Source organism: Nosocomiicoccus sp. HMSC059G07, from assembly GCF_001815515.1.
In the GTDB taxonomy this organism is placed as follows: domain Bacteria; phylum Bacillota; class Bacilli; order Staphylococcales; family Salinicoccaceae; genus Nosocomiicoccus; species Nosocomiicoccus ampullae_A.
Map to the genome: position 1 here is coordinate 53,953 of NZ_KV820865.1, position 2,002 is coordinate 55,954.

At 37.2% G+C, this 2,002-nt stretch carries 3 protein-coding genes; all 3 read left to right on the forward strand.

The features are described from left to right. On the forward strand, positions 1-551 hold a 551-nt coding region (locus HMPREF3029_RS09485), incomplete at its 5' end, for a cysteine desulfurase family protein (RefSeq protein WP_168165516.1). 14 nt (positions 552-565) lie between these two features. After that, on the forward strand, positions 566-1,672 hold the full coding sequence (gene mnmA / locus HMPREF3029_RS07040; protein ID WP_070622392.1) for a tRNA 2-thiouridine(34) synthase MnmA: 1,107 nt from the start codon (positions 566-568) through the stop codon (positions 1,670-1,672). Then, positions 1,669-2,002 (forward strand): tetratricopeptide repeat protein (locus HMPREF3029_RS07045; protein ID WP_144265439.1); only part of this gene is annotated, 334 nt, incomplete at its 3' end. The genes mnmA and HMPREF3029_RS07045, both read left to right, overlap by 4 nt.

Below are 2,002 nucleotides of genomic sequence, written 5' to 3' on the forward strand. Positions count from 1 at the left end.
TAATGAGTATGAGTGGTCATAAATTATATGCACCGAAAGGTGTAGGGGTATTATATGTAAGAAGCGTCACGCATTTACACGCACAACTCGTCGGTGGTAAACAAGAAAGAGAACGCCGTGCAGGTACTGAAAACTTGCTTTACAGTTATGCGATGAGTGAAGCTGTATTAGAAGCAGTTCAGTTAAAAGATGAAAGAAACAACGTGATTTTATCTCGTAAAGAGAAGCTCATAGATGGATTAAAAGAAGCGGGCGTTGAGTTTAAAGTAAACGGTGATTTAAACAGTCAATCTCCACATATTTTAAACATTTACGTGCCATTTTCAGAAACGGAACTTTTACTCACGGCATTAGATTTAGAGGGTATTTATATATCAGGTGGTAGTGCATGTAACGCTGGAACTGTAACACCGTCACACGTTATTACAAAAATGTATGATGAAAACCGTGCGGCACATTCACTTAGAATTAGTTTTAGTCATTTAACGACTGAAGATGATATAGAAAAAACAATACAGTCATTAAAGAAATTATATGATCGATTAAAATAAAGGGTTGAATATAAATGAAGAGAAAAGAAGATACGACAGTCGTCGTTGGAATGAGTGGTGGCGTTGACTCTTCAGTCACAGCGAAACTGTTAAAAGACGAAGGGTATAACGTCATCGGCATATTTATGAAAAACTGGGATGATACGGATGAGTTTGGTGTCTGTACAGCGACAGTCGATTATGAGGACGTCAGAAAAGTCGCTGAACAAATTGGTATACCATACTATTCAGTCAACTTTGAAAAAGAATATTACAATAGAGTATTCGAATACTTTTTAGAAGAATATAAACGTGGACGTACACCGAATCCAGACGTCATGTGTAATAAAGAAATTAAGTTTAAAGCATTTTTAGATCACGCGATGAAACTCGGTGCAGATTTTGTAGCGACAGGGCACTATGCGAGAGTGAATCACGACGGTGAAGTGACGATGCTTAAAGGTGTCGACGACAATAAAGACCAAACATACTTTTTAAACCAATTAACGAAAGAACAGTTAAGTAAAACACTATTCCCGTTAGGTGAAATTGATAAAAAAGAAGTTCGTGCACTCGCACATAAATTTGATCTCGCAACGAAAGATAAAAAAGATTCCACAGGAATTTGTTTTATCGGAGAAAGAGATTTTAAAACATTCCTTTCAAATTATTTACCAGCTAAACCAGGAAAAATAATCGACATGGAAACTGGCGAAGAAAAAGGCAAACACGACGGAATTATGTACTACACAATCGGTCAACGCCAAGGTTTAGGAATTGGTGGACCGGGTGGACCATATTTTGTCGCAGGTAAAAACTTAGAAACGAATGAATTATACGTCGTTACTGGATTCCATAATGAGAAATTATACTCAACGAGTCTTATCGCTGAAGACGTTAACTTCATTAATGATATGCCCGACGAATTTGATGCAAATGCGAAGTTTAGATATCGCCAAGCGGATAGTGCCGTATCTGTTAAGAAATTAGATGACAATAAAATTTTAGTAACGTTTAAAGCACCACAACGCGCAGTCACACCAGGTCAAGCAGTTGTATTATACGACGGTGACAGAGTAATTGGTGGCGCGACGATTGACGAAGTGTTTAACGGTGAAGAGAAACTGGAGTATTTAGCATGAGTTTTAAATACGAAGATTTTATTCAAGCAGGCGATTACGAAACAGCGTTAAAGAAAATTTTTGATTCTATTGAAGAGGATCCGACAAATCCGGCGCACTATATTAACGGAGGTTCTGTTCTATATAACATCGGTAAACTCGAAGAGGCGAACAACTTCTTACTAAAAGCAATTGAACTGGATAAGAATAATTCTGCGGCATATTTTACACTCGGTAATATGTATTTTAATGAAGGCAAATATAGAGATGCACGTACGCTACTCTTAAGTATTTACGATACGTTTAATGATGATAAGGACATTAACTATTTACTCGCGATGACGCATGTCC